General features: G+C 64.4%; 15 protein-coding genes. 14 read left to right on the top strand and 1 reads right to left on the bottom strand.

What is annotated here, in order from left to right; translation table 11 throughout:
• The first annotated feature begins 62 nt into the window (after window positions 1–62).
• The 6 genes from AC1ECK_RS24450 to AC1ECK_RS24475 all read left to right on the top strand — a co-directional run bounded on the left by AC1ECK_RS24450 (window position 63) and on the right by AC1ECK_RS24475 (window position 6,924).
• Window positions 63–1,124, top strand: coding sequence for a sulfonate ABC transporter substrate-binding protein (locus AC1ECK_RS24450; protein WP_480323639.1), 1,062 nt, complete (start codon window positions 63–65; stop codon window positions 1,122–1,124).
• 261 nt (window positions 1,125–1,385) lie between these two features.
• Complete coding sequence (locus AC1ECK_RS24455) at window positions 1,386–2,303, top strand: mechanosensitive ion channel family protein (protein WP_480323641.1); 918 nt, start codon at window positions 1,386–1,388, stop codon at window positions 2,301–2,303.
• Window positions 2,304–2,534: 231 nt separating this feature from the next.
• Entirely contained in the window at window positions 2,535–4,139 is a 1,605-nt protein-coding gene (locus tag AC1ECK_RS24460) for a flavin-containing monooxygenase (protein WP_480323643.1), read from the top strand.
• Window positions 4,136–5,050, top strand: coding sequence for an SDR family NAD(P)-dependent oxidoreductase (locus AC1ECK_RS24465; protein ID WP_480323645.1), 915 nt, complete (start codon window positions 4,136–4,138; stop codon window positions 5,048–5,050). The genes AC1ECK_RS24460 and AC1ECK_RS24465 overlap by 4 nt, the downstream gene beginning before the upstream one ends.
• Window positions 5,051–5,077: 27 nt before the next feature.
• Window positions 5,078–5,956 carry a metal-dependent hydrolase gene (locus AC1ECK_RS24470; protein WP_480323647.1) on the top strand — a complete coding sequence of 293 codons (879 nt, stop codon included), beginning with the start codon at window positions 5,078–5,080 and terminating at the stop codon, window positions 5,954–5,956.
• Entirely contained in the window at window positions 5,953–6,924 is a 972-nt protein-coding gene (locus tag AC1ECK_RS24475; RefSeq protein WP_480323649.1) for an alpha/beta fold hydrolase, read from the top strand. The genes AC1ECK_RS24470 and AC1ECK_RS24475 overlap by 4 nt, the downstream gene beginning before the upstream one ends.
• Here the strand turns inward: AC1ECK_RS24475 and AC1ECK_RS24480 are convergent.
• Window positions 6,899–7,453, bottom strand: coding sequence for a putative glycolipid-binding domain-containing protein (locus AC1ECK_RS24480; RefSeq protein WP_480323651.1), 555 nt, complete (start codon window positions 7,451–7,453; stop codon window positions 6,899–6,901). The genes AC1ECK_RS24475 and AC1ECK_RS24480 overlap by 26 nt on opposite strands.
• A gap of 266 nt (window positions 7,454–7,719) precedes the next feature.
• Between AC1ECK_RS24480 and AC1ECK_RS24485 the strand changes: the two genes are divergently transcribed.
• From AC1ECK_RS24485 to AC1ECK_RS24520, 8 genes are all read left to right on the top strand, one after another.
• A complete protein-coding gene (locus AC1ECK_RS24485) occupies window positions 7,720–8,649 on the top strand; it encodes an urea transporter (RefSeq protein ID WP_480323653.1) in 930 nt (309 codons plus the stop codon).
• 35 nt (window positions 8,650–8,684) lie between these two features.
• On the top strand, window positions 8,685–9,461 hold the full coding sequence (locus AC1ECK_RS24490; RefSeq protein ID WP_480323655.1) for a class II aldolase/adducin family protein: 777 nt from the start codon (window positions 8,685–8,687) through the stop codon (window positions 9,459–9,461).
• Window positions 9,462–9,493: 32 nt separating this feature from the next.
• Window positions 9,494–9,733 carry a 4-oxalocrotonate tautomerase gene (locus AC1ECK_RS24495; RefSeq protein ID WP_480323785.1) on the top strand — a complete coding sequence of 80 codons (240 nt, stop codon included), beginning with the start codon at window positions 9,494–9,496 and terminating at the stop codon, window positions 9,731–9,733.
• A 472-nt stretch (window positions 9,734–10,205) separates the two neighbouring features.
• The gene (locus tag AC1ECK_RS24500; protein WP_480323657.1) at window positions 10,206–10,538 is read left to right on the top strand and encodes a type II toxin-antitoxin system RelE/ParE family toxin; all 333 of its coding nucleotides are present in this window, start codon (window positions 10,206–10,208) and stop codon (window positions 10,536–10,538) included.
• Entirely contained in the window at window positions 10,525–10,812 is a 288-nt protein-coding gene (locus AC1ECK_RS24505) for a helix-turn-helix domain-containing protein (RefSeq protein WP_480323659.1), read from the top strand. The genes AC1ECK_RS24500 and AC1ECK_RS24505 overlap by 14 nt, the downstream gene beginning before the upstream one ends.
• 365 nt (window positions 10,813–11,177) lie before the next feature.
• Window positions 11,178–12,596, top strand: a complete 1,419-nt coding sequence (locus AC1ECK_RS24510) for a cytochrome ubiquinol oxidase subunit I (protein ID WP_480323661.1) — start codon at window positions 11,178–11,180, stop codon at window positions 12,594–12,596.
• 24 nt (window positions 12,597–12,620) lie between these two features.
• Window positions 12,621–13,625 (top strand): cytochrome d ubiquinol oxidase subunit II, encoded by a 1,005-nt coding sequence (gene cydB / locus AC1ECK_RS24515; protein ID WP_480323663.1) that lies wholly within the window; start codon window positions 12,621–12,623, stop codon window positions 13,623–13,625.
• Window positions 13,600–13,785 carry a hypothetical protein gene (locus AC1ECK_RS24520; RefSeq protein WP_480323665.1) on the top strand — a complete coding sequence of 62 codons (186 nt, stop codon included), beginning with the start codon at window positions 13,600–13,602 and terminating at the stop codon, window positions 13,783–13,785. Before cydB ends, AC1ECK_RS24520 begins: the two co-directional genes overlap by 26 nt.
• The last annotated feature ends 152 nt before the right edge of the window (window positions 13,786–13,937 follow it).

A 13,937-nucleotide genomic window follows, 5' to 3' on the forward strand; every position in this document is an offset into this window, starting at 1 on the left:
AAGCTGGAGTGAAGCCGGCGAGCATGGCTGCTGCATCGACCGCACGCATGGAGATTTTCCGCATGGCAAGCCAACCGACCCGCCGCGCTCGTCGGCCCGCATCACTCCCCGCCGCATTCACAGGCCGCGCGCTCCTCAGCACCCTCGCGGCATGCGCCGCATTCGCCGCGCCAGGCGCAGCGACCCTGCTGGCGCCTGCCGGCGCCTTCGCTCAGGACACCAGCAGCGCCACGGACAAGGTTCTGCGCATCGGCTATCAGAAATCCGGCTTGCTCGCGATCCTGAAAGCGCAAGGCTCGCTCGAGCAGAAGCTCAAGCCGCTCGGCTACAGCGTGAAGTGGTTCGAGTTTCCGGCCGGTCCGCAACTGCTCGAAGCGCTGAACGCCAACAGCATCGACTTCGGCTACACGGGCGCGCCGCCGCCGGTGTTCGCCCAGGCAGGTGGCGTCGGCTTCGTGTACGTGGGCGCGGAGCCCGGGGGCATTCATACCGAGGCGGTGATCGTCAGGCCCGATTCGCCGCTGCATACGATCGCCGAGCTGAAAGGCAAGCGCGTCGCGCTGCAAAAGGGCTCGAGTTCGAACTTCCTGCTGCTCGAAGCGTTGCAGAAAGCGGGCTTGCGCTACGAGGACATCCGCCCGGTCTACCTGCCGCCCGCCGACGCGCGCGCGGCCTTCGAGAACGGCGACGTCGACGCGTGGGTCATCTGGGATCCTTACTATGCAGCCGCGCAGGAAACGCTGAAAGCGCGCACGTTGGTGGACTATTCGAACCTCAACACCGCATACAGCTTCTATGAAGCGACCCGCGGCTTCGCTCAGCAGCACGCCGATGTGATCGGTGCGATTCTCGGCCAGTTGCGCACGACGGGCCAGTGGGTCAACCAGCATCCCGACGAAACCGCCGCGCTGATTGCACCGAAGGTCGGTCTCGATCTGCAACTGGTCGAGACATGGGTGCGCCGCTACCCGTACGGCACTTCGGCGGTCACCGACGACATCGTCCGTTCACAGCAAAGCGTCGCCGACGCGTTCTATGGCGCGCATCTGATTCCGCAGAAGATCACCGTACGCGACAACGTCTGGCAAAACCGCGACGTAGCGGCAAGTCTCGCAGCGAAATAAGCCGGCCGGCGGGGCGTGCCTCATGTGCGTCTGCCCGTCTCCATCCTCGAAACACCGACTGTCAAAAACGTTATACCGGTAGAACTTTCCCTTCTGCCGGCGGTCCCTTCTCCACGATGCTCTCAAGCGTCGTTCTTCGGGTTGTCCCGCTCCTGCGGGTTGGCACTCGCCTCGCGCGAGCACGCCGGCGCCCATTGCCTCTTATGAACCATCGCGGCGGCGCTCGCTCGCCACCGCCTGAAAACAAGGACCGTCAAGGCCATGCAAAACCTTCTCGCCCAGATCCATCCAAACCAGTGGAGCTTTCTCTGGAACGCACTCTCTACCATCGCGATGGACCTGTGCGCCGCCGCGCTGATCCTGCTGGCCGGCTGGTGGGTCGCCCGCCGCGTCTCGCGCTCGCTCAACCGTCTGCTGTCGCGTCAGGAGCGCATCGACGCCACGCTGCGCCCGATCCTCTGCGACTCCAGCCTGTGGGGCATTCGCGTGGTGGCCATCATCGGCGCATTGTCGCAACTGGGTATCCAGACCGCGAGCATCGTCGCCGTACTGGGCGCCGCCGGACTTGCCATCGGCCTCGCGCTGCAAGGCACGATGCAGAACATCGCAGCCGGCATCATGCTGTTGCTGCTGCGCCCCTTCAAGGTGGGCGACTGGATCGAAGGCGGCGGTGGCAGCGTCGCGGGGACGGTCGAAGAAATCAGCCTGTTCACCACGCGCCTCACCAAGGCTGACGGCATTTGCGAATACGTGCCGAACAGCGCGCTGTGGAGCAACGCGATCCGCAACTACACCCGCAATCCGAGCCGCCGTCTCGATCTGGAAGTGGAAATCTCCGTGCGCGACGATGTGGATCACGCGCTCGCCGCACTGCGCACGCTCGCCGCCGCCGACCCGCGCGCCCTGCAAACGCCCGCGCCGCAAGTCATGGTGAGCCGCTTCGACGACAGCACCGTGGTGCTGAATATCCGCGTCTGGGCGAATATCGACGCGTTCTGGGACATGCGCTGGGATCTCGCCCGCCAGGTGCGGCAGACACTCAACGACGCGCAATGCAGCCTGCCTCTGCGCACGCGGGAATTGCATATCGTGCAGAGCCGCGACGCGAGCGAAGCGGCGACTGCGGCGCCTGGCCGTAGCGCGGTGGTATCAAAAACCTCAACGGCCGCTACGCAGTAACCGGTCAGGCGGTCGGCATCATCCGGCCGCTTTTGGCCGCTCCCGCCTCACCTGGATGCCTCCCTCATCGAGGGACGGCGTCCACTTCCCGGCCCTGCGCCAGCCCGTACACCGTTCCCCGCCCCATAGAGTCCGCCATCTAAACCGCTTCTTGCGCGATCCGATCTCAGCCTCTATCGTTACATCACTCAATGTCACAGTTAAGAGTGAATAAAAAAGGAGACGGATCGGATGAACGCACGTACGATGCCCCCCGACGCGTCGGCGCCCCTCGAAACCGATATCGCGATCATCGGTTCGGGCTTTGCCGGTCTCGGCATGGCGATCCGGCTCCGGCAAGCCGGCCTGACCGACTTTATGGTTGCCGAGAAGGCCGATTCGGTCGGCGGCACCTGGCGCGACAACCACTACCCCGGCTGCGCCTGCGACGTGCAATCGCATGTCTACTCGTTCTCGTTCGCGCCGAATCCGCGCTGGAGCCGCATGTTCGCGCGCCAGCCCGAAATCCGCGCGTATCTCGAGGAATGCACCCAGCGTTTTGGCGTGGGCAAGCACATTCGCTTCGGCCACGAACTGCTGAGCGCCACTTACGACGAGGCGCGCCATCGCTGGCAGATGCTGTTCGCCAACGGCCAGCGATGGTCGGCGCGCGTGCTGGTGTCGGGCATGGGCGGCCTGTCGCGGGCCGCGCTGCCGGAGATTGCAGGGCTCGACAGCTTCAAGGGCAAGACCTTCCACTCGCAGAACTGGGACCATAGCTATGCGCTCGAAGGCAAGCGCGTTGCCGTGATCGGCACGGGCGCGAGCGCGATCCAGTTCGTGCCGCAGATCGCGCCGCGCGTCGCGCACCTGAACCTGTTCCAGCGCACTCCCCCGTGGATCATGCCGAAGGCCGACCGGGCGGTGAAACCATTCGAACAGTGGCTGTTCCGTCACCTGCCCTTCACGCAGAAGATCCTGCGCGCGGGTCTCTATTGCATGCTGGAATCGCGCGCCTTCGGTTTCGCGATTCATCCTTCGCTGATGAAGACCGCGCAGAAAGTCGCGGTGCGCCATCTGCACCGCCAGGTGGCCGATCCGCAACTGCGCGCCACGCTCACGCCCAACTACACCATGGGCTGCAAGCGGATTCTGATTTCCAACGATTACTTCCCCGCTCTGTCACGCCGGAACGTCTCGGTGTTGACCAGCGGCATCGTGCGCATCGAAGAGGACGCCGTGGTCACGGCCGACGGCGTGCGCCATCCGGCCGACTGCCTGATCTTCGGCACCGGCTTCCAGGTCGCGGATCCGTTCCCGCGCGGGGTGGTGCGGGGCAAAGGCGGCGTCGATATCGTCGATACCTGGCGCAACGGCGCGCATGCGTATCTCGGCACGGCACTGCCTGGCTATCCGAACTTCTTCATGATCGTCGGCCCGAACACGGGACTCGGCCACAACTCGATGGTGTACATGATCGAGTCGCAGGTCGAATACATCCTGCGCGGGCTGCAGGCGATGCAAAGCGAACGCGCCGCCGCGATCGAGGTGCGGCCGCAGGTCGAGATCGCCTACAACGAGCAGATCCAGCAGAAGCTCGGCCGCGCAATCTGGTCCACGGGCGGCTGCAAGAGCTGGTACCTCGATCCGAAGACCGGCAGGAACACCACGCTGTGGCCAGGATTCGCGTTCCGCTTCCGCCAGGCGACCAGCACGTTCAGCATGAACGATTACTTTGCCTATGCACCTGCGCCTGCTGACCAGCCGGACACCGTACCGAACAGGTATGCGCTTGCCGCGACGCAGGGCGCCGCTTTTGCCACTGTCTCGGTCGCCTCGACAGGAGAGACGCAATGAAGAATTTCACCAACCGGGTTGCCGCCATCACCGGAGCGGGCTCGGGTATGGGCCGTTCGCTCGCCATCCAGTTGGCGCGCGAAGGCTGTCATCTGGCGCTCGCCGATCGCAACGCAGCAAGCCTCGCCGAAACAGCAAGGCTCGCCCAGGCCGAGGCGCCGCAGATGGTCGGCGCGCCGCTGCGCATAACGACGCAAGTGCTCGACGTGGCGGATCGCGCGGCCATGTTCGACTGGGCGGCCGAAACCGCGGCCCAACACGAGCGCGTGAATCTCGTCTTCAACAACGCGGGCGTAGCGCTCTCCAGCCGGATCGACGGCATGGACTACGCCGATCTCGAATGGATCGTCGGAATCAACTTCTGGGGCGTGGTGCATGGCACCAAGGCGTTCCTGCCGTACCTGAAGGCTACGGGCGAAGGGCATATCGTCAACACCTCGAGCGTGTTCGGTCTGTTCGCACAACCAGGCATGAGCGGCTACAACGCCACCAAGTTCGCGGTGCGCGGCTTCACCGAGGCGCTGCGCCAGGAGCTCGACCTGATGAAGTGCGGCGTCTCGGCCACCTGCGTACATCCCGGCGGCATCCGCACCAGCATCGCGCAATCGAGCCGGATCGCCTCGAACATGGTGGGCTTCATGCTCGAGAGCGAACAGCAAGGCAAGGACGACTTCGAAAAATTCTTCATCACCACCGCCGACGAAGCGGCTCGCGTCATTCTCGACGGCGTGCGCCACAACCGGCGGCGCGTGCTGATCGGCCGCGACGCGCGCGCCGCCGACTGGCTCGCCCGCACCCTGCCGGCAGCCTACCAGGCGCTCGTGGTGATGCAGACGCGCCGCATGCAACGGCTTGCGCACAAGCGCGCCCGCGCCGCCGCGGCAACCCAGTCCACCGGCAAGCGCGCCTGAACCCTCAAGATCAAAAGGAGAAAGGCCATGATGCCGATTCGCCGCGACCTTCGTTTTGCCTTGCCGCCCGAGCGTGCCTGCGACTGGCACCAGCAAGGCTCGCATGTGACGCACTTCTTCAACGCGCTGTCGCTGCTGTTTCCCGCGGGCGAGCGCTTCTTCATGGACAGCGTGCGCAACTACCGCGACCGCATCGAGGACCCGGTGCTGAAAAAGCAGGTGCTCGGCTTTATCGGCCAGGAAGCGATGCACACCCGCGAGCACATCGAATACAACGATCTGCTCGAGGCCGCGGGATTGCCCGCGCACAAGCTCGACCGTCGCCTCGCGGCGTTTCTCAACCTCAACCGCAAGATGCCGAAATCGTTCCAGCTCGCGATGACCGTCGCGCTCGAACACTACACGGCGATGCTCGCCGGGCTGCTGCTGGAGGACGATACGCGAGTGGGCGGATCGGTCGAAGGCTATGCACAGATGTGGACCTGGCACGCGCTCGAGGAGACCGAACACAAGGCTGTCTCGTTCGACGTCTGGAACACCGTGCTCAAGCCGGGCCCCGCCCGCTACCTGCTGCGCACCGGCACCATGCTGACCGTGACCGTGGTGTTCTGGCTGATCGTCTTCGACTTCCACGTGCGCCTGCTGATCGCCGATCGCAAACGCGGCGCTCATCTGCGCGGCATGTGGCGGGTCGTCAAGTTCCTGTACGGACCGAAGCACGGCGTGTTTCCGGGCATTGCACTGGAATGGCTGCGCTTTTTCAAACCGGGCTTCCATCCGTGGGATCACGACAACCGTGCGCAACTGGCGCGGATCGACGGACTTGTCGCCGCGGTCGATTCGGCCAATGCCGCCAATCCGGCCGCGCTGAAAACCAGCCGGCGCGGCGTGCGGGCGGCGGCGTGATCCGCGACACGCTTGTCGTCGACGCGGGCGACGTCCGCATCGCGGTGTACGTGAGCGGGCCGCGCGAAGCGCCGCCGTTGGTGCTGGTGCACGGCTACCCGGATTCGGCCGCGGTATGGGAACCGCTGCGTGCGCAACTGGACGGGCGCTACCGCGTGATTGCCTACGACGTACGCGGCGCAGGCGCGTCGGACGCACCCGCCGGCCGGGCCGGCTACCGTCTCGAGCGGCTCGCGGCCGACCTGGCCGCGGTCGTGGACGCAACCTGCGGCGGCCAGGCATTTCATCTGGTCGGGCACGACTGGGGCTCGATCCAGAGCTGGGAAGCCGTAACGGGCGCCGCATTCGCGGGCCGCATTGCCTCGTTCACGTCGATCTCCGGGCCTTGCCTCGACCACGCGGCGCTGGGGCTGCGCGGCAGCCGCGGCAGCCGCGGCAATAACGACGATAGCGGGCACGCTCCGGGCAAAACCAGCGTGCAGCTTTCCGCGCGGCCGTTCGCGAGCGGTCTGCGGCAAACCCTCAAGTCCTGGTACATCTTTCTGTTTCATCTGCCGCTCGTGCCGGAACTCGTCTGGCGCTGCGGCGGCGCACGCGCATGGCCGCTGTGGCTGCGACTCACCGAACGGGTCCGCCCTGCCCGCGATCCGGCCCAGCTACGCAATGCGCTCAACGGCCTGAACCTGTACCGCGCCAATTTCATCAACCGGCTGTTTCGTCCACGCAACCGCGCGGCTCATGCGCCGGTGCAATTCCTCGTGCCGCTGCGCGATCTCTACGTGGGACCCGCGCTGTCTCTAGGGCTCGAAGCATGGCTCGGCGATTACACGCGCGAAACGCTCGACGCCGGCCACTGGGTCGTGCTGCGCGATCCCGTCGAGGTTGCCGCGAGCATCGACCGCTTTGCCGCGCAGCATCCTGCGTTGAGCCGCGTGAACGGCGTCAGCGCGTTCGTGGCAAGCGCGTGAATAGCGTCGGGTAGTCGATCACGAGACCGTCTTCGTCTATCTGCATGTTGGCGCTGAAGTTGCGAAAGATCCCTTCATAGCGGTATTCGCGGTTCAACGCGATGCAGGAGTACGCCTGCTCGACGCGTGTGACTTGCAGGTCGGGCGTCGAGATATACGCCACCGCAATCGGCTGCCGCTCACCCTCGGCCAGTTGCAGACGGCGGATGGGCAAGGTGTTGGTAAACGGCGTTGCGGCAATATCGATGTCGATGCAACCGTCGATTGTACTCAGCACCTGGCCATTGCCGTCGCGCCAATGCCCCTCGTCGTCGCCGTGCAATTCCAGTTCGCCGCCGCCCATGATTCTCAGGAATGCGTAAGTGACCCGCCAGCGCGGATCGCAGCGCAGCGTGTAGTAAAGCCCATAGCCCTTTCCATACCGCTGCCCGACGACGGCGCTTTCGACGAAAAAACCGTCATCGCGCGCATCGAACACGAGATGTTCGACGCCGTCGCCTTCCTCCGATGCCCAACGTACTTCACGCATGGCCTTTCCTCCTTGTAAGGATGCACGGTGTGCGGATTCGCCGGCGGCCGCACGGCCCGGCTCGCAACCTGGCGCTCTATCGTAGCAAGAGCATGCGGCGCTTGCCGATACCACGCCCACTGCAGCGCCCACGCCGGGCGCCGCACAAATAGCCACTATCATCGCGCTGGGATGCCCGGCGCGGCAAAGGTGCCCTATGCTCGCGGTTCGCCAGGAACCGGGCGCGGCGCCCTCGCCCACGTCCCCCTCCATCCCGTCCCGCCACCATGCATGCCGCATCCAACGAAGTAGAATCCGCCGCGCTGCGCACGCTGCTGCGCAGCCTCGGCCAGATCGTCCTGCAGTCCAACGCCGTAACAGGCGCCTGCCTGCTCGCGGCCTGGCTTGCATGCGACCCGCGTCTCGCCTGCGCGGCGCTGACCGGTGCGGTGGCGGCGAATGTCGGGGCCGTGCTGGCCGGCTACGACGAGGCCCACACGCGTGACGGCCTGCATGGATTCAACGGCGCCCTGGCCGGTCTCGCGGCATTCACCTTCATTGGCGACGATGTCACCGCCTCCGCAGTCGCGATTCTCGCGGGCATGGCCACCGCCTGGGGGCTCGGGCCATGGTCGCGCTGGTTGCACGCGCGTGGCTTGAGCGTTTATTCAAGCCCTTGCCTGATCGTCACGTGGCTTTGGCTGCCGCTGATCACGCGCCGTGCGGTGATAACAGCCCCGCCGCTTCACCTCGCCGGCTTCGCCCACCTTGCGAACGGCGTGCTCTCAGGAGTGGCGCAAACAGGCTTTGCGTCGGGCGCGGTGCCCGGTCTGCTGGTGCTGGCGGGCATCGCCGCGTCTTCGCTGCGGCATGCAGCATGGGCGCTGGCGGGCGCGGGCATCGCCGGTGCGCTGCACCTGCTGCTCGGCGCGGATCTCGCCTCGTTCGACGCGGGCCTGCCAGGATTCAACGGCGCACTCACCGCGCTCGCGCTGGCCGAATGTGGCTGGGTAGCGGCGCTCGGCGGTATCCTGCTGTCTGTGGTTCTGCAACAGATGGCCGGCCGCTACGGGCTGCCTGTGATGAGCGCGCCGTTCGTCGCCGCCACGTGGACCGTGCAGCGCCTGCGGCAACGCCGTCCCGCCAGCCCGCGAGGCGCGACCGACAAGCCTGCTGCCCTGCGCCGTTCGCCTCGCTCGCCGACGCGCACCGGTTAGGAGCGAGCCCAAAGCCGCTATACAAGGAAACAACCATGTCGTTCACTCACACACCCTCTGGACGCATCGCCGCAACCGGACCTTGCACCGCCGCGGAACAGCAGACCCGCATCGATCTGGCCGCCGCGTACCGGCTCGCCGCGCTAAACGGCTGGGACGACCTCGTCTATACGCACATTTCGGCGAGCGTCCCCGACGAGCCCGGCCATTTTCTGATCAATCCGTTCGGCCTCGCCTTCGACGAAGTCTGTGCGTCCAATCTGGTGAAGATCGATATCGAAGGCAACCTCGTCGGAGCCAGCGAGCATCCGGTCAACGCCACCGGCTTTGCCATTCATGCCGCCGTCCACGCGGCACGCGCCGACGCGGTCTGCGTCATGCACCTGCACAACACCGCGGGGATTGCGGTATCGCTGCAGCCGGCAGGATTGCTGCCGGCGTCGCAACATGCGCTGCGCTTTCATCGCCAGCTTGCTTACCACGACTATGAAGGACTGGCGTTCACGCCCAAGGAAGCCGAGCGGCTTGTTGCCCATCTCGGCGACAAGCCTGCGATGCTGTTGCGCAATCACGGCACGTTGACGGCAGGCCGTACGGTCGCCGAGGCCTACGTGCTGATGGCGACGCTCATCAAGGCCTGCGAGATCCAGCTTCAGGCGCAGGCCGGCGGCATGGAACTGGTGCTGCCGTCCGCCGCGGTGGCAGCGCGCACGGCCGAGCAACTGCTCGACGGCGGCGCCATAGAAGGCGCCCTGGAATGGCCGGCGCTGCTGCGCAAGCTGGACCGCATCGACCGCGCGTTTCGTGACTGAAGCGCTGAGCGCAGTGGTCACTGCGGTGGTCACTGCGGCGCGGCTTCGTTTTCAGATCATCAGTTTTTAACCCACGGAGAAGTGACATGCCCACGTTTCACATCGAACTGTTCGAAGGCCGCACGCTCGAGCAGAAGCGCCAGTTCGTCGAAGCCATTACGAAAGCGACCTGCGAGTCGCTCGGTGTCGAGCCGGGTTCGGTGGAGATCATTCTCACCGACGTGAAGCGCGAGAACTGGGCCACAGGCGGCAAGCTCTGGAGCGAAGCTTAGCGTCTGCGTTTACCGTAGAGCGCAAACAGGTCCGCCGGACTGACCGGCGGACAAAAAAACGGCGCCGCCGCTTTGGACGCGGGACGCCGTCAAGACCACACTCGCGTGTCGGGGTCGACCACACGAGTGTCCTCAAGATAGCCACGCCGCCCAAGCGCTTCAAGACGAAATATTTTCGTTTGTAACGCACTGCCAGGTAGCTCTTACGTCTGCAGAAAAACCCACTTCAGCGACTTCCGCATCGCACGGTCATTTGACTTTTGCTTCATCGCGCCAGCGCGAATTGTCAATTTACAGATTCAAACACTTCTTACGACTCCCTGTTGCGCAAAGCTGGCCATCCGGCCAATGTCCGGCGCGAAATCCCTCCGTTATCCTGATGTTTTCGTGTAGTGCCGATGCCACGACGATCCTGTCAATCGAGCGTTGCGTCGCTTGCGCTTTGATAACATATTTGTTATGATGAGGACCAATGGCATTTCAGATCGATTTCTATAGCGAGAAGGTCAAAATCGAAGTCGCTTCGCTGCCCAAGACGCTGCTGGCACGCTTTATCGCGCTGGCCGACCGCATGGAACAATATGGGCCGAATCTCGGTGAACCGCATACGCAATCCATGGGCGGCGGTCTCTTCGAAATGCGTCTGAAGGGAGCGGAAGGCATTGCCAGAGTATTCTTTTGCTCGGTCGTCGAATGCCGCGTCGTCATGCTTCACTCGTTCGTGAAGAAGTCGCGCGACACGCCTCGAAACGAACTGCATGTGGCTCGTAAAAGATTGCTGGAGGTCAAACGTGGCAACGTATAAGGAATTGCGGAAAGCGGCTCTCGCAGACCCCGAAGTCCGCGCGGAATATGAACGGCTGAATCGCGAAGAATTCGCCCTGCTCGATCAGATGCTTGCGGCGCGTCACGCCGCCGGCTTGAGCCAGGCGCAAGTGGCCGAGCGCATGGGCACCCAGGCGCCGGCGGTCACGCGGCTCGAACGGGCGCTCGCCTCGGGGCAGCACTCGCCATCCATCGACACCTTGCGTAAATATGCCGCCGCTTGCGGCAAGAAGCTGTTTATTTCTATCGCGTGATGGAAGGCTGCGTTGCAGTGCTGCCGTCGCGTCGCGGCTGTTGCCGCAGCCGTTGTTCGGCAGCCCTGCCTGGCTCAATAGACTGTCTCGTGCGAGTGTCGCCACCGCGCTGCTGCAGCGCGGTGTATTGACGCAGTTTTTGCTTCAGGGGTCGTATCGAGCCAATCCGCCGTTCGATAAAAAATTGATACCGATCAACGGTTTATCATCTAAAAATCGCTGCTCCCTTGTTTTCTGCGCGTCTTTTCGACGCACGGCGCGGCGCAGCAAAACTCACCGCATTCCCCTACTCTTGCGCCATCTGCACACCGCAGTGCGCGCCGACAGCGGTCGACACGCGTAGCTTGTTTTCGGCGTCAAGAGCCATGAACCCCGCATCCGCAATTTCCGCCTTCGACCTGGCGCGCATTCAGTTCGCGTTCACGGTCTCGTTTCATATCGTGTTTCCCGCACTGAGCATCGGGCTCGCCAGTTTCATCGCCGTGCTCGAGTGGCGCTGGCTCAAAACCGGTAAGGCCTACTACAAAGATCTGTGCCTGTTCTGGTCGAAGATCTTTGCAGTGGCTTTCGGCATGGGCGTCGTCTCCGGCGTCGTGATGAGCTACGAGTTCGGCACCAACTGGTCGGGCTTCTCGAGTTTCGCCGGTCCGATCACCGGCCCGCTGCTGATGTACGAGGTCATGACCGCGTTCTTCCTCGAAGCGGGCTTCCTCGGCATCATGCTGTTCGGCTGGCAGCGCGTGAGCCCGCGCGCGCACTTCGGCGCGACGTTGATGGTCGCCATCGGCACGCTGATCTCGACCTTCTGGATTCTTGCCTCCAATAGCTGGATGCAGACGCCGCAAGGCTTCACGGTCGAGAACGGCCATGTCGTGCCGCTCGACTGGTTCAAGATCGTCTTCAACCCGTCGTTTCCGTACCGGCTCGCGCATATGGCGCTCGCCGCCTTCATCGTCGGCGCGCTGGCGGTGGCCGCGGTCGGCGCATGGCATCTGCTCAAGGGCCGGCGCGACCCGGCCGTGAAGAAGATGTTCTCGATGGCGCTGTGGCTGCTGTTGATCCTCACGCCAATCCAGGCTTTCGTCGGCGACCAGCACGGTCTCAACACGCGCAAGTATCAGCCCGCCAAGATCGCCGCCATCGAAGGTCTGTGGGACACCGAAAAAGGCGGCACGGCGCTCAACCTGTTCGGCATCCCCGACATGAAGGCGGAGACCACCCGCTACGCGGTGTCGATTCCGCACCTGGGCAGCCTGATTCTCACGCATAGCTGGGACGGCGAAATTCGCGGTCTCAAGGAATTCCCGCCTGAGGACCGGCCGGACTCGACCATCGTGTTCTGGAGCTTTCGCGTGATGGCCGGACTCGGCGTGCTGATGATCGTCATGTCGGTCGCCGCCTGGGCGCTGCGCCGCCGCGGCAAGCTGTATGACGCGAAGTGGTTCCAGAAGCTCGTCGTGGCGATGGGGCCGAGCGGCTTCATCACCTTGCTGGCCGGCTGGGTAACGACGGAGGCCGGGCGCCAGCCGTGGGTCGTGTATGGCGTCATGCGCACCTCGCAAGCGGTCTCGCCGCTCACCACGCAGCAAGTGGGCATCTCGCTGATGGCGTTCGTGATCGTCTACTTCCTCGTCTTCGGCACCGGCGTCTACTACATGCTCAAGCTGATGCGCTCGGGTCCGGCGTTGCCGGGGAGTACGCCGCACGGCGTGCCTGACGCGCTACCCGGCCGCTCCGCGGCGCGTCCCATGCCGGCCGCCGATCCGTTGATCGATGCAGCCTGAATCACACCGTACCGAGGTTAGAAAATGGATGTCACCGTAGTGTGGGCCGCGATCATCGCGCTGGGCCTCTTCATGTATGTGGTGCTCGACGGCTTCGATCTGGGCATCGGCATTGTGTTTCCGTTCTTTCCCGATGAGAAAGAGCGCAATCTGATGATGAATACCGTCGCGCCCGTCTGGGACGGCAACGAGACATGGCTCGTGCTCGGCGGCGCGGGTCTGTTCGCGGTGTTCCCGGTGGTCTACTCGACCGTGCTGTCGGCACTGTATCTGCCGCTGGTTTTCATGCTCGCCTGCCTGATTTTCCGCGGCGTGTCGTTCGAGCTGCGCACCAAGGCGAACCGGACCCGGCATCTGTGGGATCTGGCGTTTATCGGCGGCTCGACCGGTGCAGCGTTCTTTCAAGGCATCGTGCTGGGCGCGTTCCTGCAAGGTATCCCGGTCGCCGACGGCAGCTATGCCGCCAGCGCGTTCGGCTGGCTCACGCCGTTCAGCCTGCTGACGGGTCTTGGCCTCGTGTTCACCTACGCGCTGCTCGGCTGCTGCTGGCTGGTCGCCAAGACCGAAGGCGACTTGCAACGGCGTCTGCATCGCGTCGTGTGGCCGCTGACGATCATCCTGCTCGGCTTCATCGCGCTGGTCAGTCTCTGGACACCGCTGCAGGATGCGAATATCGCGCAGCGCTGGTTTGCGTCGGGCCTGTTCTACCGCTTGCTGCCGGTGCCGTTCCTCGTCGCGGTCTGCGCGTTGCTGATGCGCCGGGCGGTGCGTGAGCGGCATCACAAGACACCCTTCGTGCTGGCGCTGGCGCTCGTGCTGATCGGCTATCTCGGCTTGCTGGTGAGCCTGTGGCCGTATGCCATCCCGTCGAGCATGACGCTTTGGGAAGCCGCTGCGCCGCGTTCGAGCCAGATGTTCACGCTGGTGGGCGCGGCGGTGATCATTCCGATCATCCTCAGCTATACGACGATGGGTTACTGGGTATTTCGCGGCAAGGTGCGCCATGACGACCAACATCACTATCACTAAGCCCGCGGCGGCGCCCGCTCGCCCCGTTCGTCCCATGCGGCGCGCGCTGCCGGGCTGGGTCTGGTTTATCGCGCTATGGTGCGTCGGTGTGGGCGGCGCGATGTCGCTTGGCTTCGCGTTCAAGGTTCTGATGAATCTGACGCTGTTCGCCGTCAAGTGAAGGCCTAGACCACCGCGGGAACGCCTGGGCAACAGCGGCCTCGCGGCGCGGGTTACCCCTTGCACAGGGCGCTTCAAAATCCCGCGGGCTTGCGCGTCTATGTAGCAGGCCGCAGCCCACACAGTCGTTCAGCGTATTGCAGCGCACCTGAG

Source organism: Paraburkholderia sp. SSBN10T (assembly GCF_056619545.1).

Excerpts from the sequence above, each read along its gene's own strand:
- AC1ECK_RS24450 (WP_480323639.1), top strand. The coding sequence starts at position 63 with ATGGCAAGCCAACCGACCCGCCGCGCTCGTCGGCCCGCATCACTCCCC.
- AC1ECK_RS24455 (WP_480323641.1), top strand. The coding sequence starts at position 1,386 with ATGCAAAACCTTCTCGCCCAGATCCATCCAAACCAGTGGAGCTTTCTC.
- AC1ECK_RS24460 (WP_480323643.1), top strand. The coding sequence starts at position 2,535 with ATGAACGCACGTACGATGCCCCCCGACGCGTCGGCGCCCCTCGAAACC.
- AC1ECK_RS24465 (WP_480323645.1), top strand. The coding sequence starts at position 4,136 with ATGAAGAATTTCACCAACCGGGTTGCCGCCATCACCGGAGCGGGCTCG.
- AC1ECK_RS24470 (WP_480323647.1), top strand. The coding sequence starts at position 5,078 with ATGATGCCGATTCGCCGCGACCTTCGTTTTGCCTTGCCGCCCGAGCGT.
- AC1ECK_RS24480 (WP_480323651.1), bottom strand. The coding sequence starts at position 7,453 with ATGCGTGAAGTACGTTGGGCATCGGAGGAAGGCGACGGCGTCGAACAT.
- AC1ECK_RS24485 (WP_480323653.1), top strand. The coding sequence starts at position 7,720 with ATGCATGCCGCATCCAACGAAGTAGAATCCGCCGCGCTGCGCACGCTG.
- AC1ECK_RS24490 (WP_480323655.1), top strand. The coding sequence starts at position 8,685 with ATGTCGTTCACTCACACACCCTCTGGACGCATCGCCGCAACCGGACCT.
- AC1ECK_RS24500 (WP_480323657.1), top strand. The coding sequence starts at position 10,206 with ATGGCATTTCAGATCGATTTCTATAGCGAGAAGGTCAAAATCGAAGTC.
- AC1ECK_RS24510 (WP_480323661.1), top strand. The coding sequence starts at position 11,178 with ATGAACCCCGCATCCGCAATTTCCGCCTTCGACCTGGCGCGCATTCAG.
- cydB (WP_480323663.1), top strand. The coding sequence starts at position 12,621 with ATGGATGTCACCGTAGTGTGGGCCGCGATCATCGCGCTGGGCCTCTTC.
- AC1ECK_RS24520 (WP_480323665.1), top strand. The coding sequence starts at position 13,600 with ATGACGACCAACATCACTATCACTAAGCCCGCGGCGGCGCCCGCTCGC.